The sequence below is a fragment of the Chryseobacterium sp. MHB01 genome (assembly GCF_034651565.1).
In the GTDB taxonomy this organism is placed as follows: domain Bacteria; phylum Bacteroidota; class Bacteroidia; order Flavobacteriales; family Weeksellaceae; genus Chryseobacterium; species Chryseobacterium nepalense.
In genome coordinates this window covers 215,222-238,542 of sequence record NZ_JAYEDA010000001.1, presented here as the reverse complement: position 1 = coordinate 238,542, position 23,321 = coordinate 215,222, and the positions used below count along the sequence as shown (strand labels likewise).

The 23,321-nt window shown below is 29.9% G+C and carries 23 protein-coding genes; 15 read left to right on the top strand and 8 right to left on the bottom strand.

Translation table 11 applies throughout. The annotated features are described in order from the left end of the window. The 8 genes from U9K52_RS01215 (at position 1) to U9K52_RS01180 (ending at position 8,398) form a co-directional block, all read left to right on the top strand. On the top strand, positions 1–2,109 hold the full coding sequence (locus U9K52_RS01215; protein WP_322924634.1) for a DEAD/DEAH box helicase: 2,109 nt from the start codon (positions 1–3) through the stop codon (positions 2,107–2,109). Positions 2,110–2,370: 261 nt separating this feature from the next. Beyond that, positions 2,371–3,261, top strand: a complete 891-nt coding sequence (locus tag U9K52_RS01210) for a hypothetical protein (protein WP_322924632.1) — start codon at positions 2,371–2,373, stop codon at positions 3,259–3,261. Positions 3,262–3,283: 22 nt separating this feature from the next. Beyond that, positions 3,284–3,505 carry a hypothetical protein gene (locus tag U9K52_RS01205; protein ID WP_322924629.1) on the top strand — a complete coding sequence of 74 codons (222 nt, stop codon included), beginning with the start codon at positions 3,284–3,286 and terminating at the stop codon, positions 3,503–3,505. A 128-nt stretch (positions 3,506–3,633) separates the two neighbouring features. Further along, the gene (locus U9K52_RS01200; RefSeq protein ID WP_322924627.1) at positions 3,634–5,103 is read left to right on the top strand and encodes a hypothetical protein; all 1,470 of its coding nucleotides are present in this window, start codon (positions 3,634–3,636) and stop codon (positions 5,101–5,103) included. 66 nt (positions 5,104–5,169) lie between these two features. Beyond that, a complete protein-coding gene (locus U9K52_RS01195) occupies positions 5,170–6,411 on the top strand; it encodes a hypothetical protein (protein WP_322924625.1) in 1,242 nt (413 codons plus the stop codon). Next, positions 6,386–6,859, top strand: a complete 474-nt coding sequence (locus U9K52_RS01190) for a hypothetical protein (RefSeq protein ID WP_322924623.1) — start codon at positions 6,386–6,388, stop codon at positions 6,857–6,859. The genes U9K52_RS01195 and U9K52_RS01190 overlap by 26 nt, the downstream gene beginning before the upstream one ends. A gap of 9 nt (positions 6,860–6,868) precedes the next feature. Continuing rightward, positions 6,869–7,927 (top strand): hypothetical protein, encoded by a 1,059-nt coding sequence (locus U9K52_RS01185; protein ID WP_322924621.1) that lies wholly within the window; start codon positions 6,869–6,871, stop codon positions 7,925–7,927. 18 nt (positions 7,928–7,945) lie between these two features. Next, positions 7,946–8,398 carry a group I intron-associated PD-(D/E)XK endonuclease gene (locus U9K52_RS01180; protein ID WP_322924619.1) on the top strand — a complete coding sequence of 151 codons (453 nt, stop codon included), beginning with the start codon at positions 7,946–7,948 and terminating at the stop codon, positions 8,396–8,398. On the opposite strand, the gene U9K52_RS01175 is transcribed toward U9K52_RS01180, so the two are convergent. The 8 genes from U9K52_RS01175 to U9K52_RS01140 form a co-directional block, all read right to left on the bottom strand. Beyond that, positions 8,391–9,023, bottom strand: coding sequence for a hypothetical protein (locus U9K52_RS01175; protein ID WP_322924617.1), 633 nt, complete (start codon positions 9,021–9,023; stop codon positions 8,391–8,393). The two genes, U9K52_RS01180 and U9K52_RS01175, sit on opposite strands and share 8 nt — an antisense overlap. A 62-nt stretch (positions 9,024–9,085) precedes the next feature. Continuing rightward, entirely contained in the window at positions 9,086–9,886 is an 801-nt protein-coding gene (locus U9K52_RS01170) for a hypothetical protein (RefSeq protein WP_322924616.1), read from the bottom strand. 10 nt (positions 9,887–9,896) lie between these two features. Continuing rightward, a complete protein-coding gene (locus U9K52_RS01165) occupies positions 9,897–10,430 on the bottom strand; it encodes a hypothetical protein (RefSeq protein ID WP_322924614.1) in 534 nt (177 codons plus the stop codon). Positions 10,431–10,451: 21 nt separating this feature from the next. Continuing rightward, a complete protein-coding gene (locus tag U9K52_RS01160) occupies positions 10,452–11,378 on the bottom strand; it encodes a hypothetical protein (RefSeq protein WP_322924613.1) in 927 nt (308 codons plus the stop codon). An 85-nt stretch (positions 11,379–11,463) separates the two neighbouring features. Continuing rightward, positions 11,464–12,921, bottom strand: coding sequence for a hypothetical protein (locus U9K52_RS01155; protein WP_322924611.1), 1,458 nt, complete (start codon positions 12,919–12,921; stop codon positions 11,464–11,466). A 195-nt stretch (positions 12,922–13,116) separates the two neighbouring features. Continuing rightward, entirely contained in the window at positions 13,117–13,410 is a 294-nt protein-coding gene (locus tag U9K52_RS01150; protein ID WP_322924609.1) for a MerR family transcriptional regulator, read from the bottom strand. 684 nt (positions 13,411–14,094) lie between these two features. Continuing rightward, on the bottom strand, positions 14,095–15,387 hold the full coding sequence (locus U9K52_RS01145; protein ID WP_322924607.1) for a phage integrase SAM-like domain-containing protein: 1,293 nt from the start codon (positions 15,385–15,387) through the stop codon (positions 14,095–14,097). Between the two features lie 403 nt (positions 15,388–15,790). Beyond that, a complete protein-coding gene (locus tag U9K52_RS01140) occupies positions 15,791–16,462 on the bottom strand; it encodes a hypothetical protein (RefSeq protein WP_322924606.1) in 672 nt (223 codons plus the stop codon). A gap of 701 nt (positions 16,463–17,163) precedes the next feature. Here U9K52_RS01140 and U9K52_RS01135 point away from each other — a divergent pair. The 7 genes from U9K52_RS01135 to U9K52_RS01105 all read left to right on the top strand — a co-directional run bounded on the left by U9K52_RS01135 (position 17,164) and on the right by U9K52_RS01105 (position 23,320). Further along, positions 17,164–17,397 (top strand): hypothetical protein, encoded by a 234-nt coding sequence (locus U9K52_RS01135; RefSeq protein WP_263603780.1) that lies wholly within the window; start codon positions 17,164–17,166, stop codon positions 17,395–17,397. 89 nt (positions 17,398–17,486) lie between these two features. Then, entirely contained in the window at positions 17,487–18,473 is a 987-nt protein-coding gene (gwsG, locus tag U9K52_RS01130; protein ID WP_263603781.1) for a grasp-with-spasm system ATP-grasp peptide maturase, read from the top strand. A gap of 7 nt (positions 18,474–18,480) precedes the next feature. Continuing rightward, positions 18,481–18,675, top strand: coding sequence for a hypothetical protein (locus U9K52_RS01125; protein ID WP_322924603.1), 195 nt, complete (start codon positions 18,481–18,483; stop codon positions 18,673–18,675). A gap of 53 nt (positions 18,676–18,728) precedes the next feature. Beyond that, positions 18,729–19,718: a grasp-with-spasm system SPASM domain peptide maturase gene (gene gwsS / locus U9K52_RS01120; protein ID WP_322924601.1), complete on the top strand. Its 990-nt coding sequence runs from the start codon at positions 18,729–18,731 to the stop codon at positions 19,716–19,718. Further along, a complete protein-coding gene (locus tag U9K52_RS01115; protein ID WP_322924599.1) occupies positions 19,706–20,902 on the top strand; it encodes a glycosyltransferase in 1,197 nt (398 codons plus the stop codon). The genes gwsS and U9K52_RS01115 overlap by 13 nt, the downstream gene beginning before the upstream one ends. Positions 20,903–20,965: 63 nt before the next feature. Next, on the top strand, positions 20,966–21,799 hold the full coding sequence (locus tag U9K52_RS01110) for a GLPGLI family protein (protein WP_322924596.1): 834 nt from the start codon (positions 20,966–20,968) through the stop codon (positions 21,797–21,799). A gap of 288 nt (positions 21,800–22,087) precedes the next feature. Beyond that, positions 22,088–23,320: a hypothetical protein gene (locus tag U9K52_RS01105; protein WP_322924594.1), complete on the top strand. Its 1,233-nt coding sequence runs from the start codon at positions 22,088–22,090 to the stop codon at positions 23,318–23,320. Position 23,321 lies beyond the last annotated feature (1 nt).

Genomic DNA, 23,321 nt, shown 5'->3' with positions numbered 1-23,321 from the left:
ATGAATACAGATTATATTTTCGATCAATGTCATATTATTAATGATTTCCTAATAGATGGAGAAGACAATAAAGCTAGAGAAACATTAATAAAGTTATTAGACTTTCACGAGGAAAATCGAATTGATTACTCACCTATTATTAACCACATGATTAGAGAGACTGGTCTTTTTCCATACCTTGATTATAAAACTAGTAGTTGGGAGGAAAGATTTATCCAAGAAGCTTTTAAAGTAGATGTAGGAAATAATGATTTTAAAACATTACATAGAGAACAATCATTTCTTTTGAAGAAACTGATAAATAACAAAAGTATTGCAGTCAGTGCACCTACAAGTTTTGGAAAAAGTTTTGTAATTGATGCATTTATAAAAATAAAAAAACCAAAAAATGTAGTTATTATAGTCCCAACAATTGCGTTAACAGATGAAACAAGAAGAAGACTTTATAAAAAATTTGCAGTAGAATATAAAATAATTACTACTACAGAATCAGAATTAGCTGAAAAAAATATTTTTATATTCCCTCAAGAACGTGCTTTTTATTATGTTGATAAAATTGACGAGGTAGACATTTTAATTGTTGACGAATTTTACAAAGCTAGTATTAATTTTGACAAAGATAGAGCTCCAGATCTTATTAAGGCTATTATTCAATTTGGAGAAAAGTCAAAACAAAAATATTTTTTAGCACCCAACATCAGTTACCTTAATGAAAACCCTTTTACGAAGGGGATGGAATTCATTAAAATGGATTTCAATACAGTATTCTTAGAGAAAAATGAGGTATATAAAAAGATAAAAACACAAGAAGATAAAACCAATGCATTATTAGAAATTCTCCAAAGAAAAGAAACTAAGACATTAATATATGCAGGTAACTTCACACAGATAGATGAACTTTCAACCGTTCTTCTATCCGAAAAATCTAATATTAATTATAATTTATTAGATCATTTTTCAAGATGGTTAGAGAAAAACTACAGCTATAACTGGATTCTTCCTAAACTTATAAAAAAGGGTGTGGGAATACATAATAGTAGACTACATCGCTCTCTAAGCCAAATTCAAATTAAGCTTTTTGAAGAACCAAAAGGTATTAGAGAAATCGTATCAACTTCATCAATTATTGAAGGTGTTAATACAAGTGCGGAAAATGTCATTATTTGGTTAAATAAAAATGGAGGTTCTAATTTAAACGATTTCACATATAAAAATATTATTGGACGAGGTGGTCGTATGTTTAAACATTTCATTGGGAAAATATATATCTTAGATAGACCTCCAAAAAAACAAGAAACACAATTAGACTTGCCATTTCCCGAAAATGTTGCTACATCATTAGATAAAGATAAACATAACAATATCCTAACAAGTGATCAAGTTGCAAAAATAATTCTGCAAGAAGAAGAAATGAATGAAATTTTTGGAAATGATCGATACAAAGAACTAAAGAATGAAAATGCTTTTCAAAATACAAATTATGAATTATTAAAAACTATTGCTCATAGTCTCAAAACTGATTCTGGCTGGAATGGCTTGGGGTATTTAAATGGAAAAGATAGAACAAAGTGGGATCGTATTTTATATAAAGTTTTAAGATTACAGCCTGGAAACTGGGATATTGGTTATACAAACTTTGTTCAATTTATTAAAACTTTAAGCTATAATTGGAACAAAACAATTCCAGAGCAATTAAGAACATTGGATCAATATGAAATTAGTATTGATGATTTTTTTCAGCTTGAAAAAAATGTCACTTATAAATTAACATCTTTATTAAGAGATATCAATGTATTGCAAAAAGAGATTATTCCACATAAACATTATGATTTAAGCGATTTTATTAGGTGGTGTTCACATGCTTTCTTACCTCCTGTTATATATCAGTTGGAAGAATATGGATTACCGCGCACTATCTCTATAAAAATTCACAAAAATAATATTGTCAATTTAATTAACGACACAAATATTCACAATGCTATTGAGGATTTTAATAATATAAATGTTGATTTTATAAAAAACAAAATAGATTTGGATGAATTCGACATTTACATATTAGAATATTTTTATGATGGTATTAGAAAACCTGAAGTAGGTATGATTATGTAAATTTCTTATATTTGTAACTGAATTTTATCGAAAAAATATAAAGCGTTAGCTTTTATTCTGTAAATAGGAAATCTCGCAAATTAACTAATGTTACACAGAATAAACAGTTGATGCCTCTACCTATGCGTGGAGGCTATTCTTGTTTGTGTAACACGGTTTCGCGAGAACCTCCTATTTGCAAATTGAGTTTAGTCCTCTACGCTTTTTGCATTTAAAAACCAATCACTTTAGGAGGGCGAGTGAATAAAATAAATATTCACAATGAAAAAAATTATCTTTTCAGCATTCCTATTATTTGGGATTTCTTGTTTTTCCCAAACCTCAACAAAAAAGTATAGTTCCATAAACCGCAGATATGAATACTTTGATTCAAGAGGAAACATGACAGGTTATGAGATTTATAATACTTTAACAAGACAATGGGAATATTATTCTACAACTTCACAACAAAGAAGCCCAAACCAGTACAGAGATCCAGCACCATTGGACATTGCTCCTTTAGGAAATACCACAACTACACTCCAAAACAGGTATAATCAAAATACACAATGGGTACAACAGGAAATAAGCAAAATGTTTGATGCCGTTTACAGTCTTGATATTTATGACAATCAAAAAAATCAAATCATAGAAACATTCAAAAACTCACCTATAAAAAGCGTAAACTCTCAAAGAATAAATTATAGTAACATAAATGAGTGTAACAGAGTTTTGAATTACCTTAGAGAAAGCCTAGGCGCAATTATTAAAAATGTTACTGCTTCTAATTCCAATAATACAACCCAAAACAGTTCATCTAATGATTATGATAGTGACAGAAAGATAATTGCAAACTATGGAAAGACCTTGCCTGTTTATAATATTGCTCTTTTTGACCATAACAATAAACGAGTAAAAGACGAAACTATAAAAAGTGATTCCTATATAATAATCAATGATGATAGGATTTTGTTTAAAAAAGCTGATGGTGAACTAATGTACCGAGATTTAAGAGATAAAGTTTACAATGAACGTAAAAGAGGCTATCAATACTCATCAAGCATGGGTGGTGTGTTCATTCAAGAAGATTTAAAATATGTAGAGTTTTTTGAGGGTAGTTTGGCAATCGGAGAAAATTATACTTACTATATAACTCCGTCAGGAAACAGATAACGTTTAATTACAAAATCATAATATGAAAAATCACAAAATCTATTTAAAACAGAATAACAATCAATTTCCAACTGATAAAGAAATCAGGGAATCACTCCGAAAATTAGGATTAAAAGATGTTGCTTTCTCGATATTAAAAACAGTCGAGTTTGCCGAGTTATCCCCAAAAGATTTAAAAACCGTTATTACGAGCAAACCGCAAAATCCATTGGAGGAATTGTTGAAAACTCAACTTTTAAAATAAAATACGTCAAGTTTTGGCGTTATACCGAAATACATTTGTAAAAACCTATACAGATTGTTATTTTCGTTGCTTATAGAAAAATTGTAAATTGCAGGAAACACAAAACACACAAAATATTAATGTTCAAGATGAGAAAAATATATATTTTTCCTTTATTACTTACAGGTATAATAAGTTTCGGTCAAATCCCGAACTTTTCTACTCCACAAGCAAGTGGTTTGGGTAATTATTCCAGTAATAATTATAGCAGTCCGACAAATGGCAGAAGTTCCCAAAGAAATTATGCCCCCTCAATGCCGAGTGCATATCAAAAATCCTCAAACTCAATCGGGCAAAATAATACCTATGAAACGCAAGGAAGATCACAGGATGGTGCTTTTCTGCGTGAGATAGACAGAGATATGGCAGAAGCTCATGAAATGCAATTCCGTGAATGGATAAGCAATGGCAGGAATATGCCTTATGATTTGCCTTCACTTTCAGGAAAAGCAGGAACTGGGTCGTATTATGATGCCTTTAATAAACTTTCAGCAATGGATGCTGAAAACTACTCATTAGCTGATGTCAATTTCACTGTTGAGAATGCTTTTTATGATAACAAGCAGGATGTAAACAAATTTAAATCAGGAATTCAAAAAACAGCAAAACAACTGTTGCAGAAAATGAAAGAACGGAAACAGGACACAGAAAGCAATGTTTCCAAAAACCTTATAATCTTTGAGTATTTCTCTAAGGATATGAAATTGAACGGCACAACTCACAAAGCCTTTGAGTATGATTTTAAGGACTATATGGGACAAAAAGACTATTCCAAAATGTTTGTTTCCAAACTCCTTAAAACAGGATCAGGACAATGCCATTCAATGCCTCTGTACTATCTGATGTTGGCAGAAGCAATGAATACAGAAGCCTATTTATCATTAGCTCCCAATCATTCCTATATCCGTTTTGTGGATGATGAAGGAACTATGAGAAATATGGAGCTTACCAATGGAATGTTTCCTACCGATAATGCGTTTTTGGAATCAGGATATATCAAATCAGAAGCATTACAGAATAAAATCTATTTGGAAAACCTTTCCAAAAAAGAACTGTTAGGAATGGCATATTTTGATTTGGCAAGAGGATATGTAAGTAAGTTTGGTTATGACGAATTTGTAAATAAGGTTATTGATAAAGCATTAGAACTTTATCCTAACGGAATAGCTCCCAATATGGAAAAGGCAAATGTCAGTCAGGTAAGATTTGCCAATGTAATGAAACAATTAGGTATTAATCCCGAAGATAAAAGAGGTTTACAAAGAATTGGTTATTTTCCAAAAGCAATTGAACAACTAAATAAAATCAATAAGCAATTTAATACTATTGATAATTTAGGATATGCTGAAATGCCTTCATCTGCTTATGAATCATGGCTTGGAAGTCTGAAAACCGAAAAGAACAAGCAGGAAAGTGAAGCACTCGCAGAAAAAATGAGATTGTACCAACTTCAAAAACAAAAGGAGAAACAAGAACAGCAGAAACAGGAAGCTGTAAAAAAAGCACAGGAAAAGAAAAAGAAGGAACAGAAACCTATATACTTTCCGATAAAAACATAGATATTTTAACACAAATGATTGAATGTAAAAAATTAATAAATAACTTTAACAAGTAACCAAATGACTATGAAAAAAATATTATTAATTGCTTTTGCCGTAGTAACAGGTTTTACACAGGCGCAGGTCAAGAAAAAGGCTCAAACCACACAGAAACCCAAAACTGAAAAGAAATGGGTTAATCCTGTCAAGCTGACAAAAGAAGAACGAAACCGTCCTTATATGGATGAAGTATTAAAAACAAAGGATTCTTTGACACCACAGGAAGCAGAAAGACGAAGAAAGAACATTGCTATTGGAAACCCTTTTGCTAAATATGGAGTTTATCCAAAGATTGCAACACTCAGCAAAGGAAAGTATTTGGAATTTCACGATACAGACAGTATTGTTGTGATTGGTTCTGTACGATACAATACAAAAAGAGGGAACATCATTGAAGTGAGAGAAATTGATTTATCTGACCCTGATGCACAGCCGATTGGTGATACTCACGGACGTTGGATGTCTTCCGATCCTTTGAGTGAAGAATTTAGTAGTTGGACACCATATAATTATGCTGTAAATAATCCTATTTTTAATACTGATCCTACTGGAATGGCTGCAAGTCCTATTTTTGATGAACAAGGTACATTGTTAGGAACAGACGATCAAGGCGTTAAGGGAAGTGCTATTGTTATGAATAAAAAAGACTTTCAGCAGGGTATGGCACATTCTGATGCGCTAGAAAAAGGTACACTTGCTTCAAACCTACCTGAAGGCAGTGTAGCAAGAAAAAGTGCTGACAGTTTTGTAGAAAGTGCCTCTAGTAGACCTGATTATGATGGGCAACTTACTTTTAATGAAGCTAATAGCTGGGCAAGGGGTGGTTCTGCTTCTGCACAACAGAATTATGGTAATGGAAATCTTTTTGTAGATGCTTCTAAAATAGATACATCTAAATTTGACTATCAAGCAATAACATCGGAAAATAAAAAAGGAAATTATTTTTTCAATTTTTTATCCTATGGCTCTGCTACAACAAATACACTTGGAAATTATTTACTTGAGTCAGACAATACCAATACTGGTTTAATCTATGGAAATTTGAGACTGGAGATCACAGCGGAAAGCAGAGATAGAAAAAATGCAACTCTCTCCATAGGAAATAGAAGTACAAGATTAGTAGATATATATGATTTTGATACAAAAAACGGTAGCTTTATGAAAAGAGCAGCCAATGCATTAGGGGAACATACGGCAACAGTTGGAGGATTACATAAAATAACATCTTATAGTATTTACGGATATGGAAATAAAACTATTAAAAAGTAGTAGTATAATAACACTATTTTTATTTATACTAATATCATGTCAGAAAAATGAGAACTGGACAAAAGTTTTAGGATTTGAGGGCACTAACATACAAAAAATTGAAAGTTACAACGATAATGCAGATGTGTGTCGTATGGATAAATATTCGATTTCATCTAATGATATTGAGGCTTTTAAAAAAGGATATAAAAATATCAACGCAAAAAATACTTTTCAGAATCAATCAAATTGGACATCGGTTAATTGGGATTATTCTAACTTAGATAAAAGTATTATTGAGTTTGTTTATCCAAATTTTATTAAAAATGATTTACGAAAAATAGTATCAAATAAAGATTACTATTATACATACAGTTACAAAGGGAAAAAAGACGATATGTTTTCTATACAACTCTATGTTTTAGTACCAAAACAAAAGGCATTATACTATTTTGAAATACTCCCATAATCTTTAAATATGAGAAAAATATATTTGGTTATATTGTTTGCCTGTTGCTTATTCACAAAAGCACAATCTAATCAATTTTATGATGATGCCTACCAAACCATTGACAATATGCTCAATGACAAAGAGCAGTATAGCTTTAAAAATGCTGTTTTCAGTGTAGAAAATGCTTATTATCAGGGGAAATTAAATACAGAAGAATTAAATCGTAAGATCAGATTTTTGGCTAATTTCTGTAGTCAGCTTGTTGATAACAGAAAGCTCAACTATACAGAAAAAGATCAGACAAAAGTAAGCAAATATGCTGCTGTTTATACGGTAATGTGCCAAACAACATCTGTAATTGTAAAAAATGATACTGTAAAATACAAGCCCTTTACCTACGATTTTGAGGATGTGTTCGGGCACAAAGAACTGTCAAATCTATTTGTATCAAAATTATTAGACACCCAAAAAGGCAACTGTAACTCTATGCCATATCTGTACAAGATTTTAGCAGAAGAAATTGGAGTAGATGCAAACCTTGCATTAGCACCAAACCACATTTATATCAAACATAACATTAAATCTATCGGTTGGTACAATACAGAGCTTACAAGTGGTATTTTTCCAATTGATGCATGGTTGTCAGCTTCAGGGTTCATTCATTTGGATGCCATTAAAAATGGCGTGTTTATGAAAGCCCTGAATAACAAGGAAAGTCTTGCGTTGCTATTGGTAGATTTGGCAAATGTATACAATAGAAGTTATCCAGAGAATGATGGTAGTTTTGCATTAAAATGTGCAGAAAGAGCGATCCAAATTTATCCTTATTTGCCCAATGCCTTGTTATTACAAGCAGAAACCCATACAAAACAGTTTCAAAAAATGATGAAAGAGCAGAACACAAAAGATATTCAGACTACATTAAGCAATCCGAAGGCTAAAGAATTGTTTGATCAGATGAATAAGGAATATACCCATATTCACAAAATTGGCTATCGCAGTATGCCAGAGGAAATGTATTTGGATTGGTTGGTATCTTTGAAAACTGAACGGTTAAAGTATGAAGATAAAAGACTTAGTAGATAATTATTTCAAAATATTTAAATGAATAAAACATTTCGTCATAATGCAGGTTTCGGAAAACGGATGGAATATTTTGTTATAAGCAGAATGTTAGAACAAGGGCTTGATGTTTATATTCCATTAATTGATGACAATGCTATAGATGCTGTAATTCGTAAACAAAATGGAACATTTGTAGAGGTTCAAATAAAAGCCCGCTCAAAAGATGTTACATTTGGTGATGCCGCTCTTTTTGCAGCAATTACTCATGAACATCGTGATAATTATTATTTTATATTTTATTCTCATCGTTTAGACAAAATGTGGATATTGTCATCTGAAGAATTTATTACAGAGGCAAAACAGAATAAAAATGGAAAGAATGTTGGCAAAAGATCAATTTGGTTTAATGGTAAAAATACACGCAATCAATCCGAACATCCAAAGCCACGATTCGATAAATATTTGAAAGAGAATTTTGAAATGTTTAGATGATATTTTGCGTATAATTTTTTGCTTCCATACTAATCATGGAATGATAATCATGTATCAATTCTTCATTTATTATAAATGATTCCATTTCATCAATTAACGTTTCTATATCATCTTTATCAAAATTAAGATAAGCATTGTTATCAAAAATCTCTAAAAAATGATCCAAATATTTTTCGGTTTTATTGAAAATGTCATGCTTATTTAAAAGAAAAATATAATTTTCTCTAATTCTGACAATATCATGGTCTTCTATTTTGAAAGATGATTTATGTCTAAAATAATATAGATTGTCAAAATCCTTTTGTCCTGAACAAGATCTTTGGTTACAGAAATAATTTTTGAAATCTCTCTTTTCATAATGACTTTCAAAAATACAACCTGACATTTGAAGGATTATCCATGAAATTGATCGCTTAATATTCTTTGAACTTTCGGTAATGTGTTGATTTGTTTCACCTAATATATAATAATAAAGGTTCTCTTTTGGACAGACTGCATTTTTATATCCTATCAAAAATCTATCAATTTTACTCAAAAATATATCTTCAAATTTGTTTGAAATGATATATACAATTACGTGTCCAAATTCATGATAAATGGTTTCTTTTAATTGTCGGATATTCATATAATCATTAGGGTTAATATTATAAGATAAAGTGATTTGAAAATCTTCAAATAAAAATTTAATTATATCAATATTATGTAAATGTGATTATCCCATATTTGTATTTCATAATTATTCCCTGTTTTAGAATCAATCCACAAATTGTCTGATACTTTAGCAAATGTTTCTGATAATATTGCTTTCACATTCTCAAGAAAATCTTCTGTATAAAATAATTTTTGTAAATAAAGTCTGCCCTTACCTTTTTTATAATCAGGATTATTGATCTTAAAATCAATGTAATCAGTATAGGTTGCCATTACATTGGGCATACCTATAAAGAGATTTTTTAGTTCATCAAAAAGCTCTTTAATTTTTAGAAAATCTACTATTTTACCTGATTTAATACTGGGTTTGACAATACTTCCGTCATTGTCAATTTTTTCGGCATACCGATAGGTTTCAGTATTTCTTTCTAAAATGGAAATCAATTCTTCCAATTTCTTGAAATATTTACTGAATTCATTTTTATCTTCCTTATCAGCATTAACCTGTTTATGCAGCCTATTAAATGCTATTTTGTATTCCTCTGCAAGAGATTTTAAATCGTGGCTTTTTATCAAATGTGTCCATTCATCAAATTTTGTGAGTTGTTTAGAGTCAATATACGAATGTAGAAATTTCAAGTTTTCTTTTAGGGCAAGTTCTAATGCATGAGAAATTGTTGAAAGGAGTGGTTGAGCTATTGTTTCAAATCTTGTATTTGTTTTTGGAAACTCATCAAAAATGAAATCAACCATTCTTTCATATTGACCCCAAATTTGAATATTATTATATGTTTGACCTATGTAAGCTATGAATTTTTCTCTTTCAAGTCTGTTCATTCAAGTATATTTAAATCCGTTTTCTATAATTATTTAAAACATTTCCATTGACATAATATTCTATGAAAATTTCTCTTTGTGGAACACTAATTTCGTAGTAAACACCAAGAATATATCCACATACATTGATAGGAAATCCTCCATTTGACATTTCAGTAACTTCAGAAATTGGTTGTGTAAGAGCCTTCAATCTTTTTTTATCTTTTATTTTTTCATCAAGTGGATGATAATCTCTTTTCATTTCAATTGCTAACAAATTATCCTGATTGATAATATTTCCTCTACTATGTATTATCAAATCACAAGTGATATTTAATGTTTCAAATTCATCATTAATTATTGTTTTGACCCTTCCTTCATTTCGATTGTATTCGATATCAGTAAAATAGTTATTAAACTCTGTATTATCTAAAATTCTTCTCAATATTAGCATAAAAGAGCCACAAAGACAACGTTCACTTACCGTACTCAAAATTAAATCTCGTTCATTCTCTACAAACTGATCACTTGCCTGAATGAAAATATCAAATATTCTTCTTAACATTATTGTGAATAGTTATAGAGATTATATTTTTTGTAAAATTTCTTCAAATGTTTTACACTTGAACTGGATTGAAACCATATATGTTAAAACAGAAATAAAAAATTTGTTTAGATTATTTTCAGAAATAGTAATTGTATTCTTCCCATGCACTATTGTATTTCTCTGATCTGTTATAATATTAAAGCTAGACAATACTGAACTATATATTTCATTATTATTTAAATCTTCAGTGTCAGTTTCAATCTTGAATAACTCATTAATTTTGTCAAATAATCTCCCCCTTTCATTTTGTAACTTTAAATTCACAAAACTTTCTAATGCAGAATAGAGTAAAAAAAATGACAATTTGTAATTGCCTTCCAATTTTAGAACGTAACTTTCTCCTAACAGATCTTTATAAAATTCTATATGATTCTTTTTAATAGCGGTAACATTTATCATTGAAAATAATTCCCAAAAATCAGGGACAATATGGTAAGGAGATCCGAATACCCCTCCTTCATAATGAATTTCTTTCTTGGTATTATTTATATATTTGTCCTTTAAATTGTTAAGTTTGAAGCCGTCAAATTCTGTATCAAATTTATAGTCTTCAAGTAAATCAGATCGAAGTGAATCCAACTCATTTACAGAATATTCAATATCATCTTTATCAGTGAATAGGAAGTCTTCATTTTCCTCTATATCATTAAAACGATCATAGGAAAAAACAAATTGGTCTGAAAATTTACAATCAATTACGAAATTATGATCATTATCAAATTTTAGTTTATTTGTGAAGTAATATTCTTTATCTGTATGTCTATCATATTCTAAAATCCTAAAGTCAGGAGCGAAATCAATTTTTGCTATCCAACTTTTAACTTCAATTAAGTCTAACGCTTCCAATAAGTTTGAAAATAATTTTTTCTTTCCGATAAATGCTTTGTATGTTATTTGTTGAGTCATTAAGATTAAATTTATAATATTATATAAAGTTAACATTTATGTTGATAAGTTATCTATTATTGTTTAAAATGGATAATGTTCTTTTCTATTTCCAAATTTTTGTAGTCATGTTCGGAGGATAACCAATTTCACGTATAAATATTTCATGCATGAGTTCGTAAACTTGTTCCAAATCAGATTCTTTAACTACCAAACAATCATGTAGTGTAAAAAAAGGGATTTTGCGTTTAAATGTATTGTTTATTTCACGAGCAATCGTGTGAACCATAAAATGAGATTCTAATTGAAACAGCAAATATGAAAGTCTTTTATGTCTTTCAAATGTCACACACCCCTCAAATTTCACTCGTTTAAACTTTTTAGTAAGTTCATATATCTTAGGAAAATGATTGTAAAATACGGCTTGTTCCTGCATATAATATTTAGGATGCGCAAAAAGCATAGCTAAGAATTTCTTTTTAGTATATTTTCTTAGGTCGTCTTCATCACCGTCAAATGGTCTTTCAAACATAATTTCAAAACTTGATTCAAAGTTTGGCAGGTTCATAAAACTATCTGTAAAGTACTCATAAAGCTGGTTATTTAACACAAGTTCCCTGAAATTTGCTATCTCCCTGTCAGAAGGCTTTACCAAAGATTCTACTATCATATAATGATATAATATATCCTGACTGCACAGCTGTGCGCATAGTATCCCCGCCTTAGTCTCCCCACAGGTAGTAGGGATGGAGAGAATATAGGATAGAAAGAATGGAATTGAGGACGACAAATCGACTTCCGCCAGATTTTCACCATCATATTTTAAATACTTTCTGCATAACTTAGAAAATGAAGTGATTGCGGTATGCAATCTACCGTCCGTTTCGGGTTTATGATAGAAGTTAAAACATCCATTTTTAAAATCTATAATTCTTTGAGCATTCAAGAGATACTTATTATAGTCTCCTGTCTGCACGTAATCCGAATAAAGCTCATTTAAGGCTGATTCTGCGTCTAATTCAAAGCGGGTCACATCAAAGTAACCACGCGTAAAATCAAAGCGTTTTCGTACGGTATTGTCAATCGTAGGCGCATTATTTTTTTTGACTTTACGAGCAAAAGTTTTTTCACTGATGCAATACATTTCTAACTTACCATCCCCCCAATAATATTTTGGTAAGTGATAAGCATAACAACTACCAGATTTATAATTGCGTTTCCAAAGCATCCGCCCCTCACCCCCGAAATTCTGATAAAGATAATTTATATTCTGTTTAGAATTTCTGTAAATAGTTTGATTAATTCCTGCGCATCGTGGGATGAAATGATTTATTACTGATTCAAAGCTGCCATATTCTTCAGTGTCTTTATTGCATGATTCTTTAATCAATTCAGAAATAAAATAATGGCAATAATCTCGGCTTAGTTCAAAATCAGGTGGAAATTTAGACAGCCTTTGTTCCAGATTCAGGCTTTTTGGTACAAGTACATAATATTCTTGCATAATAATATTGTTTAAAAAAAAGGCATAGCAAGGGCTGTACATGGCTTTTTTGCAATGCATTCAGGGATTTTTGTTATACGAATTGTTTTAGTTGATTTTTTGGGCGTTTACGAGGCTTTTACGGTATATGTACGCAGAGTTGTGCAATGTAGTAGTAAAAAGATTTTGCTTTCATCAGCCTCGTAATTATCGGGAATGAAAAAAAGTTAAGTTTTTATGCGGTATAATAATAAAAGATGTTTTTTATGCGCACTCCTATTCCCCTTTCAGCCTTGATAATACTGTGTCTTTAGAATAGTACACTCTTTTACCTACTTTTGCAGAAGGCATTAAAATTCCCTTTTTCTTCCAATAATGAAGTGTTTCTACAGTAACATCTAATAGTTCGGCAGTTTCTTTGCGAGTGTATGTTTGTTTTTCATTCTGTGATTTTATTTCAACTTGGATTTGATTAACCACTTTACGAAGTACCTGTTCAAAATCCTGCATTAGTTCTTCTTTTGTAATTTGAAATAACAATGTGTTATTACTGTTGTTACTACTGTTCATAAATTTATATTTTTTAATTATTAATTCATTTTATCACCTGATATACAGGCATAAAAAAAGGAAACCTTTTTTGAGGTTTCCCATTGATTTTTGGACATAAAAAAAGACCTAACTTTAAAAAGTTAAGTCTTTATATTGTTATGATTAGACATAATTATCACTGCTATTTCTGAATTACACGTTTTTCTGGTGTGCTCTCCTTTCTATCAATAACGATAGTAATTCAATTTTTTTGCATAGTTATCCCTTTGCGGTCTGAAATTGCGTTATAATGTGTGCATCCCACGTCCCTATTATCTAGGTACTTTCAAATTTTCTATTAATTTTTACTAAAAATACATAATTGCCTCTACTATCTCTGAAATTACGTTTTAAGTGTGTATCCCACGACTGCATATTGCAGACCTTTCAATTTTTTCCATTAAAGAAATAATAATCCCTGCATTTTCCGAAAAATTGCGTTATAATGTGTGCATCCCACGCTCTCATACTCTGAGTACTTTTTCGATTTTCGCCATTATTCTATTTATCTTCATGATAATGGTCTTTTCTATTTTTAATAAAATAAATTGTGATAATTTCTTTTAAAGAACAACTACGCTAATATTATTTGATTAGTCACTCATCTGTAACTAAAATTAAATAATAACTACTTTTAGTGTTTTCAAATACCATGCCAAAAAATTATTCCTTTTTTGGGTTCTTTTTTGATTTTTCTTTTTCTTCCCAATATTTTTCTAATTTTTCTGCATGTTCTCTTTTAGATGTTTTTACATAATCTAAAAATTGGCTGTGTGATTTATGAGTAGTAATCGCCATTATAGTTTTATCATCTAATTTACCATAATGATTAGAAACAAATGACCTTCTGCATGTATGAGAAGCTATAAGTTTAAATTTTGTATAATAGCCTTTTTCTTTTCTATTAGTTTCTGGGTTTCTTAAACTTCCTAAAATCACTTCATTTATGCCAACAAGTTCGCAAAGTTCTTTTACGTATTCATTAAATCTTTGATCACTAATTTCAGGCAGAATCCCTTCCCTCTTTTCCAAAATGGATTTAAGTTGTGGATGAATAGGTATTTCAATGAAGCTATTGGTTTTTTCTGTTTCAATAATTTTAATTCTATTATTAGAAATATCAAAACTATTGATCCGTTTTAAATCTGAAATTCTTAAACCTGTCCATAAACCTGCAATAAATAAGTCTCTAACTTTATCTAATCTGTCATTTTCTGAAAGATCATAATTAAAGATAAGATCAATTTCCTTTTCATTCAAATAGGTATCAATTGTTTCATCTTTTTTAATTGTGAATTTATCACTTAGTGCTTCTCTATTAATTTTATATCCTTTTTCTTCTGCTTCTCGTATAAAAAAACGAATATGGCTTAAAAATTTATCAATAGTAGTATTACTGTAAATACATTCCTCTTTGTAATAAAAAAGGAAATCATTGTGAAATTGTAAATTGATGTCGATTGTTCTTAATCTCATCTCTTTAACTTCTTCAAATTCTCTTATTTTACCTAATGTATAATAGTATCTTGTAATGGTTTTAGGATCTAATAATTTGCCTGTTTTAGGATTAATTCTAGTTTTCAATGTTTCAATATGGCTTTCAATAAAAGGAGCAAAAAAATACTTCGGATCAGTATCTCCCTCTGGTCTTTCATGAAACTCATTGATAATTTTGATAAGCCAAATGGAATTAATAATGTTACCTTTTGGAAAATCCTCTATAAATTTGTCATAAACACATCTTTTTAATTTTTCAGTCTTTTCTTTTATTGAATCGTTAACTACATCAATACTTCGTGTGCTCTTTTTGCCTTTTGCGATTTTTTTATATTTAAAATCCGTATCAAAAACAAAGATGTTGGTTTTTGCGTTAATATCAATTTTATTATGATAAAATCGTATATTCAAATTTATTGGAACTTTTTTACTGTACACTCCAAATTCTATATTTGCCATAAAATGCCTATTTTAGGTATATATAAAGATAATTAATTTTTCCGATTTACTCCCGAATTTATGTTATATTATATTTAATTCAGTTATATTTATTTTAATTAAAACAAGTAAAAACTTCCATTTTAAGGGCTTTTAAAGATTTATTCAAATGAAGATAAATTTAATGGTTACTACGGTCCTGGGTACATAAGCCAAATGGCGCCAACTAAGTTGGCGCCATTTATTTTTAACTATTTTCAGATAATAGTTTTATAATATTATTCATAGTTTATTTCCGGAAAGCAAGATTAATTAGCCATCAACAATAGTATAAGAGCATATCATTAAACCTTTTATCAGAATTTTTAAATTGTTTGTGCATTCAGTTATTTCATTTTAATCTTTTATTTTTCTATATCTCAAATTATGTTTTATGGATTTTATCCTGATTAATATAGATATAATTGAGCATGCAGAATGTTGCGATCGCTCCGAAAGTATGCCATAAAAAATGCGTTCCAAATGAAAACCACCCCCATTGATCAGCTATACGAAATATAAGCGCCAAAACAAAAGACAAGAGAGCAAAACCTACCCATTTACCGGCTCTCCAATGAGTATACATCAAATACTTTACTACCGAAAAAAGCACCAGGGAAGCCATCATCGCATAATTTAGATTGATAAAAAGAAAAGGGTTATCTGTAAAAAACCAGTTTCTTAAGCCAAACATCAGCAATAAATATCCCATGACCATTAAAACCGCATAATACCATCGGGTACTTTTAGCCAGAAAATAAAATCCGGCAGATGTGCAAAGGAACATAATGGGCATCCAATCCATTAAAATAAATACCGGCCATTGCCTGAATGAGTGGTAAATAGTTCCGCCTAAAGCTCCAATGTACAATAAAATCAAGCAATAGGCTAAAAAAGGATATGTTTTAAAATCCCTACCGATCTTAATTGTCCAAAAAACAGCTATTGCTAAAAAGAATACGGAAGTAACGGCATTTAATGGCTCGGGAAAAAGATGAGCCATATTGGTTTCTGTGTAAATTATGCCTCCATCAGGAGGTAATTTATTTATCGGCATTGTTTTTTGTTTTATTTATAGTTTGTATCTGTAAGAGTAAACACAAACCATTTATAGTTAAAGGTAAAGAATATTAAACTATTTATATTTAATAAAATGATAATTTACTTTATTGACGAGACTATTGGTGTGAATCCTGTAAAAAAAGTTAGCAAAAAAAAATATTAAACTTTTTCCGATACAGTTCCGATATCAAATTTATTAAATTCACTTTTTAACTTATAAGCTGTATTTTCTGCTTTTCAAAAGATATATATGAATTTCGAATTTTATCATTTTTTTTAATTTGTTTTCTTTACCGTTTTCAACCTTTATCAGAACATTTTTTTGAAAACACTCTTTTTCATAGTCGAGAAAAGTCTTAATTATTTCTTTATTTTTTGAATTAATTCAATTTATTTCCATATTTCGTGATAATAATATCCGTAAAAACAACAAAGTAATAATCACCTTAAACATGCATGATTACAGCAATTTCAAAGATTCACATGCAGAAATTACTTTGCGATAATCCTAATTAAAAAGACGATTTAAATAAAAAAAATCACTAATAATTGACTTTTTTTACATTTAATTTTAATATATTTGAAATAGTTTCGCTTTAAACAATTTTTCAATGACAATTGAGTGCACGCAGTTTAAATTAAAAATAGCAGTTAAAGGAAGCTAAAAAAATCATTCAAAATATTAAATTCAACACTATGAAACTTCAAAGTTTAAAAAATGAAAAATTCGGTAAGTACTCTAAAAACACTTTGGAAATAACTGAATTAATTAAAGGTGGTTTAGCTGGTAACACGAGCACATCAAGTTCTACAACAAATGAAAGTACATTCGATACAGATAGTGCTTGTCCTGACTGTGAAAAAGATCCAAACCCAGGGACCAGTATTGGCTTTGATCCTGGATTCAGTATTGTTAAATCAGGAAAATAACATTTAAATCATTCAGCCTTAAATATTTAGTTTATTGTAATAAATTATATTTAAGGCTTTTTATTTGTAATTATAAACTTGATTCAAAATTGAAAAAAACTATTTTAATACTAAGTCAAAAGTCTGACATTTCCACCAATAGAGTGATTGATTACTTATTATCCTATAAAAAAAAATTTTACAGAATAAATATAGATTCTGATAAGCTCGTTGATGTATGCCTGCATTTTGAAAATGGAAAAGTGGCAAAATTTATTCTTTATTTTGAAGGCAGAGAGCCATTAGATTTAAATGACATTTACTCATGTTGGTATCGTAGAGGTGGTATTCCCATGTTTCCTCTGCCCGAAATGCAAAATATTTATGATCTTTTTAAAAGTGAAAAAATCTCTCTTAAATCCCGTGAACATTTATTTGAAGAATCCCGTGAATTGCACGAATATATACATTGGTTTATAGAAAATAACAGTGAAAAGATCATTGGCCGCCAGTCTACTGCGCATATTAATAAATTAAAACAACTTAGCTTGGCAAGTGAATGTGGTCTTCTGATTCCTGAAACTAAAATTTTAACAAATTTTAAAAATGTTAAAAAGAATAAAATCATAACAAAGAGTATTCAGGACATTCTTCATGCCCAGGATGAAAAACACCGATACATGTATTTTACCGAAGATGTTCCTGAAGATGACATCAATGATACGAATCAATTTTACCCCAGTTTATTTCAGGATAAAATTGAAAAGCAGTATGAAATCAGGATTTTTTATTTACATGGCGTTTGCTACAGCATGGCAATTTTTAGTCAGAAAGATACTAAAACCCAGACTGATTTCAGAAAATATAATTTTGAAAAGCCCAACAGGACTGTCCGGTATAAATTACCGGCCGACATTGAGCAAAAAATAATTTCGTTCATGAATAAAATCAACTTGAATTGCGGCTCATTGGACTTCATCTATACCATGGGAAAATATTATTTTTTAGAAGTAAATCCGGTTGGTCAATTTGGATGGGTATCCCAATCATGTTCATATAATTTAGAATCCAAAATAGCAGAATATTTATCTAACTAATTGCAAAATGACAAAACTACCATATATCTACCGGTATTTAACGAAGATTAAACTCAATATAGACAAGAAAAGACAAGAAGCTTTTACAATTGATGATTATAACAGCACTTATTGCGTACCCGAAGGTGGCGCTAACCGACCTATAAGTAAAATTATAGATTTAAAAAAATTAAATGAAGACATAAACCTTAAAGACAGATAATGGATTATATAATTTTAAAAGACAAATTTTTACAATTATATTCCTTGTGTCTTATGACAAAAGGGGTAAACAGATCCGTAATAGTTGATACCCAAAGAGAAGAATGGTATCATATTCCAAATTCTTTACATGATATTTTATTAAATTATAATAATCAAAAATTAGAAAACCTTTTTAATGATTTTAAAGACGACGGTGAGATTATCATCGAATACCTGGATTTTTTATATGAAAATGATTTAATATTTTTCTCCGAGTCAGCGGATAATTTTCCGCCGTTGGAGGATTTTATGGAAAGTCCTTCGATTATTGAAAGTGCAATTATAGATTTTGACAGCAGATCTCAGAATTTACAATTTATAGAAGAAATCTTTTCAGACTTAGAATTGCTTGGCTGTAAAAATTGTCAGTTCAGGTTTTTCCATTCTCCATCAAAATCGGAGATATTTAAAATTATTACCCTTCTCAGCAAATCAAGAATTACTTCTTTAGATTTCATTATAAAATATGACGAATCATATAGTATTGATTTTTTACTGGAACTAACAAAACAAAACTTAAGAATTAAAAGCATTTTTATTCATTCAACACCCTTTAATAAGATAGAGATTATCAATGCCAAATATTTTTCATATATGGGTAATGTTGTTTTTATAATGCAGGAAATTAAAGATGAAACACACTGCGGTAAGATCTCAACGGAATATTTTACTACAAATTTTAAAATGTTTAATGAGTCTATAAAATACAATTCATGTTTATATAAGAAAATTGGTGTTGATACAAACGGCAATATTAAAAACTGCCCAACCCTTGCAACCTCTTTCGGCAACGTACAGCAAAACAGGCTATCTGAAATTGTCATCAAAGAGTCATTTACAAAAATATGGAATGTAAATAAAAATCAGATAAACGTTTGTAAAGACTGTGAATACAGAAATATTTGCAGTGACTGCAGAGGTTTTTTAGACGAAAACCAACTTTATAATGATAAGCCTCTGAAATGTACATATGATCCTTATAATAATGTATGGAGAGAGTAATGAATAAATTGGCACTTAATTTTATTTTTAAAAATGAAGAACATGTTATAGAGAGAATGCTTGATAGTAATTTGCATTTGGCTGATCTTGTCGTTTGTGTTGATACTGGTTCTACGGACCATACGGTACAATTGATTGAAAACTGGGCAAAAAAAAATAAAATACAGGTATTTATCTTCTATAAAGCTTTTGATTGCTTTGACAGCTGCAGGAATTTTGCTTTACATAAATTAAGGGAAGTTATCCGAAGCTTAGGCTGGAGCAGTAAAGAAACTTACGGCTATTGGCTTGACTGTGATGAAGTTGCCACACATAAAAATTTTAAAAAGGAAGAGCTCAGTCATGATGCATACCTTTCCAAAGTTTATCTGAACGGTGATGTTTTCTCAAGATTAACGTTTCTAAAATTAGAAACTCCTTTTTTTTGGTACGGTCCGGTTCATGAATATTTAAAGTGTGAAAAAGCCTTCACTTCAGAAATAAGCGAGAATTTTAAAATCCATGTCTATAATGACGGCAACTCCTGGCAAAGTAATTTGACAGAAAAATATTTAAGTCATGCAAACATTTTAAAGACCCATTTGCAGAAGGAGGATGTAAAAGATAGGCCGAGGTGGCTTTTTTATCTGGCTCAGAGCTATTACAGCGCCGCTCTTTATGCGCATGATCAGGAAGAACGTATGGGTAAATTAAATAATGCTTTACAGATCTATAAAGAAAGAATGGCCTATACAAATGAAGGGTATAGTGAGGAAGTATTTTATTCCCAATATATTATTGCCCACATTTCACATTTATTAAATAAAACCCCGGATATTGTGCTGGAAGAATATAAAAAAGCCTCCTCTATTGATCCGCAAAGGGCGGAGCCTTTATATAAGATCATTTCTCATCATTTTGATAATGAAAATTTTGATCTTGCTTACCAATATTCTAAAAAATCCCTGAAATTATATCATTGTAAAAACCCTTTTCCATCAAAATTACTTTTTATTGAATCTGAATTATACAACTGGAAGCTGCTGTACATGCATGTAAGGATATGTATAAAAACCAATTTAATAGATCAGGCAAAAAAACAACTTGGAAAATTAAATAAATTAACACAAAAAAATCCGGAATTTTTTAACGGACATGATATTGATAATATAAAAGAGATCAACAGGTTTCTTGCCTATTTTTAATGATTATCTGAAGGTAGCAACATTCATTTACTCAAGTAATACAAAATTAAACCATCTCACATTATGCTAAAACACATTTTTCTTATTCTATTAATGAGCGGTTTTTTCTCTTCCGCACAAACACACCGTTTTATTTACGAGCTACAATTCAAGCTGGACTCTACTTCTGCAGAGTATGTAAAAACAAATATGGTCTTAGATATCAATCCTACTGATGTTAAGTTTTATGAATATAAATTTCTCAGAATGGATTCTATAAATAAGGCGAACCATAATTACCGATACCGTACCTGGGGTTTCCAAAATATCATCACAAGAGACCGTAATTCTTTTAAAAATAAAAATTTTGAAAATATAGATGATCTTTTTGTGTACCAGACAGATGATTCTATGAAATGGAAATTAAGCAATGAAACAAAAATGGCTGATAAATACTTACTACAGAAGGCAACCACAAATTTTGGAGGAAGATTTTGGACTGCCTGGTTTTGCAAAGATATTCCTTACAATGAAGGTCCTTATAAGTTCCGTGGATTACCCGGGCTGATATTTGAAATTTATGATTCAAAAAAACAGTTCAGATATAATATGGTACAGTCGAAGATATTGGAACAAACTTATGACACAACAGGTTTTATAGAAAGCTATGGCGGTAGTAAACCTTTAGAAGTGAGTGATAAAATAATTCAGCAGAAAAAACTGGAACAGTATAACGATCCTTTAAAAGATTTTATGACACAATTTGATAAAGATCCAAATGCACAGTATTTTTACAGAGGTACACAAATTACAAGCAAAGACCAGCTAAAGACATACGAAAAACAAATCCGCGAAACATTATTAAGAGAGAACAATCCTATTGAAATTAATAAAGCTATTCATTATTCCAAAAAATGATGATTTAGAGCTGGATCAACATATTTAAGATTGCAATTAATGATAAAGCGCTGTTTCAGATAAACTTTGGATTTTATTTGTTCATCGTCTTTCAGTACGATCATGTTAAGACTTTTACATTTATTTCTGTCATTAATTTCTTATAATGTTATTTAACAATTATATGGTAGGGCATTTTATATTCTAAAAAATATCAGAAAGCAGGTCACAATTAAACATAATTATTAATATATTACAGTATCAATGAGAAGTTTTTTTATTAAAAGTCTATTTATTATTACTATTATAATGTCTCAAACCATATATTCCCAAAACACTTCTGTATTGCATGATACAATAGTTAATAACAAAAATGTTAAAGTAATTGCGGATATCCCGATCACTACAAATGCGGCAGATAAAAATAAAAAATATCCGGTCTTTTTCATTTTAGACTCTCAGGAAAAGAATATTGTTGATATTGTAAAATCAAACATCAATTATTTGCAGAATTTTGGTAAAGAGATCCCGGAAGTACTATTTGTAAGAGTGGAGATCTATGAAAGAGCCGATTCCTATTTTGGAGCAGGAGCAAATGATTTGGCCGAAATACTGCAAAAAACAATTGTACATTTAAATAAATTCAATGCAGCAGATTATCACATAATACTTGGACATTCCAACTCAGCATCATTTGTTTTAAACATTTTAAACAATCCGAATTTCAGTAAGCTGTTCCAGGTTTATATTGCATTTTCTCCTTCTGAAACTATAAATGATATAAATATTCCGCAACAAGATGTAAGTTTATATTTATCGCATGGAGGTTTGGGGCAATATGAAAATTCTTTCAAAAGCGCAACTATAAAATACAAAGAAAAAATAAATGATCTCAAGAGCTCTACAATTAAAATGAAATATGATTATTTCCCTACTGCAAATCATAATACAATCATTCCGTTATCACTTTACAACTCAATAAATTTTGCCTTTGATCCGTGGCTGATAAGCAATCTGGAAAGTAATTTCATCTCAGATAATAAATATGACATATTAAAAAATCTGCAATTAAAATATCGCCTATTAGAAAAAATAACAGATTCAGTATATACCGTATCTCCTAATGAATATGTTTATATAGCGGACCTGTACTATAAAAGCGGTGATATTAAAAAAGCGCTCTTAATCACAGATGAAGCATTGTCAAAGTGCTTGCCTGAACATGAAGATTATTATAAAATTTATTTTAACAGAGCCTTGTATTTTTTTGAAGCGGGTGATTATAGAAAATCAAAGGAAAATATAATCCAGGCAAAAAAATTTATTACGTCAAAAACCGGAGAGTATAATTATGCATATCCCATGATATCGTACTATATAAAATTCATAGAAATTTTTACGACCAATAACGGCAAGAGCGAAATAGAGAAAAAAAGCCATGAATTACTTCAATTAATAAAAACAGAAAAGAAAATCAGCAATAACAACCTTCTGGTAAATTTCATTAATAAATATTTAAATAACTCAAAAAGCAGTTTATAAA

Bases quoted from the DNA above. Each gene is read 5' to 3' on its own strand.
- U9K52_RS01145 (WP_322924607.1), bottom strand. From the start codon at position 15,387: ATGGCAAATATAGAATTTGGAGTGTACAGTAAAAAAGTTCCAATAAAT.
- gwsS (WP_322924601.1), top strand. From the start codon at position 18,729: ATGACAAAAGGGGTAAACAGATCCGTAATAGTTGATACCCAAAGAGAA.
- U9K52_RS01110 (WP_322924596.1), top strand. From the start codon at position 20,966: ATGCTAAAACACATTTTTCTTATTCTATTAATGAGCGGTTTTTTCTCT.
- U9K52_RS01190 (WP_322924623.1), top strand. From the start codon at position 6,386: ATGGAAATAAAACTATTAAAAAGTAGTAGTATAATAACACTATTTTTA.
- U9K52_RS01115 (WP_322924599.1), top strand. From the start codon at position 19,706: ATGGAGAGAGTAATGAATAAATTGGCACTTAATTTTATTTTTAAAAAT.
- U9K52_RS01210 (WP_322924632.1), top strand. From the start codon at position 2,371: ATGAAAAAAATTATCTTTTCAGCATTCCTATTATTTGGGATTTCTTGT.
- U9K52_RS01160 (WP_322924613.1), bottom strand. From the start codon at position 11,378: ATGACTCAACAAATAACATACAAAGCATTTATCGGAAAGAAAAAATTA.
- U9K52_RS01175 (WP_322924617.1), bottom strand. From the start codon at position 9,023: ATGAATATCCGACAATTAAAAGAAACCATTTATCATGAATTTGGACAC.
- U9K52_RS01140 (WP_322924606.1), bottom strand. From the start codon at position 16,462: ATGCCGATAAATAAATTACCTCCTGATGGAGGCATAATTTACACAGAA.
- U9K52_RS01165 (WP_322924614.1), bottom strand. From the start codon at position 10,430: ATGTTAAGAAGAATATTTGATATTTTCATTCAGGCAAGTGATCAGTTT.
- U9K52_RS01200 (WP_322924627.1), top strand. From the start codon at position 3,634: ATGAGAAAAATATATATTTTTCCTTTATTACTTACAGGTATAATAAGT.
- U9K52_RS01135 (WP_263603780.1), top strand. From the start codon at position 17,164: ATGAAACTTCAAAGTTTAAAAAATGAAAAATTCGGTAAGTACTCTAAA.
- U9K52_RS01185 (WP_322924621.1), top strand. From the start codon at position 6,869: ATGAGAAAAATATATTTGGTTATATTGTTTGCCTGTTGCTTATTCACA.
- U9K52_RS01155 (WP_322924611.1), bottom strand. From the start codon at position 12,921: ATGCATTGCAAAAAAGCCATGTACAGCCCTTGCTATGCCTTTTTTTTA.
- U9K52_RS01125 (WP_322924603.1), top strand. From the start codon at position 18,481: ATGACAAAACTACCATATATCTACCGGTATTTAACGAAGATTAAACTC.
- U9K52_RS01205 (WP_322924629.1), top strand. From the start codon at position 3,284: ATGAAAAATCACAAAATCTATTTAAAACAGAATAACAATCAATTTCCA.
- U9K52_RS01215 (WP_322924634.1), top strand. From the start codon at position 1: ATGAATACAGATTATATTTTCGATCAATGTCATATTATTAATGATTTC.
- U9K52_RS01150 (WP_322924609.1), bottom strand. From the start codon at position 13,410: ATGAACAGTAGTAACAACAGTAATAACACATTGTTATTTCAAATTACA.
- U9K52_RS01180 (WP_322924619.1), top strand. From the start codon at position 7,946: ATGAATAAAACATTTCGTCATAATGCAGGTTTCGGAAAACGGATGGAA.
- U9K52_RS01170 (WP_322924616.1), bottom strand. From the start codon at position 9,886: ATGAACAGACTTGAAAGAGAAAAATTCATAGCTTACATAGGTCAAACA.
- U9K52_RS01195 (WP_322924625.1), top strand. From the start codon at position 5,170: ATGAAAAAAATATTATTAATTGCTTTTGCCGTAGTAACAGGTTTTACA.
- U9K52_RS01105 (WP_322924594.1), top strand. From the start codon at position 22,088: ATGTCTCAAACCATATATTCCCAAAACACTTCTGTATTGCATGATACA.